2 protein-coding genes are annotated in these 545 nt (G+C 65.0%); both read right to left on the bottom strand.

What is annotated here, in order from left to right; genetic code table 11:
- On the bottom strand, positions 1-229 hold a 229-nt coding region (locus tag CK240_RS17935), incomplete at its 3' end, for a type II toxin-antitoxin system RelE/ParE family toxin (RefSeq protein ID WP_095641566.1).
- Position 230: 1 nt separating this feature from the next.
- Positions 231-494 carry a type II toxin-antitoxin system ParD family antitoxin gene (locus CK240_RS17930; protein WP_095641565.1) on the bottom strand — a complete coding sequence of 88 codons (264 nt, stop codon included), beginning with the start codon at positions 492-494 and terminating at the stop codon, positions 231-233.
- Positions 495-545: the final 51 nt, after the last annotated feature.

Genomic DNA, 545 nt, shown 5'->3' with positions numbered 1-545 from the left:
CCCCTGCTTCAACGAAGAAGATCAAATACCGGCCATGCCGGGCGGACCGAAGGCCCTCGTGCAGCTCGTCCCGCGCCGGGAAGCTGCAAGGCCGCTCTGCGACGTCGATCATCCGGGACTCGATCTCGGTCACGAAGGATACGGCCCGCTCCGGGTTGTCCAGCGCGATGAAGTCCCCAATCTCGATGAGGTCCATCCGGGCGGCGGGTAGAATGACCAGGCGCGCCATGTCAGGACTTGGCGGCGTAGCGGGCCCGCAGCTCGGCAAACACCTGGTCGGCCGGAAGGCCGGAGCCGCTGCCCAGTCCGGTCCTGATCGCCGCTCGCAAGGCTTCGAGGTCCTGGCGCTCCACATCGCGGCGGCGCGTCCACTCCCGCAGGGCCTCGCGCACGACTTCGCTGGTCGAGGCATATTCGCCGCCCGCCACGGTCTTGCGCAGCGTTTCCGCCAGTTCGACTGGCATGGTGATGGTCATTCGCTCGATGGCAGGCATGGGTCCACTCCTCTCAGGAAACATACTTAATCATACTTGTGAGGCTTACTA

Source organism: Paracoccus salipaludis, assembly GCF_002287065.1.
Lineage (GTDB): Bacteria > Pseudomonadota > Alphaproteobacteria > Rhodobacterales > Rhodobacteraceae > Paracoccus > Paracoccus salipaludis.
Note: the sequence above shows the minus strand (reverse complement) of the source record. Positions and strands in the feature narration are given on the sequence as shown.

Bases quoted from the DNA above. Each gene is read 5' to 3' on its own strand.
- CK240_RS17930 (WP_095641565.1), bottom strand. From the start codon at position 494: ATGCCTGCCATCGAGCGAATGACCATCACCATGCCAGTCGAACTGGCG.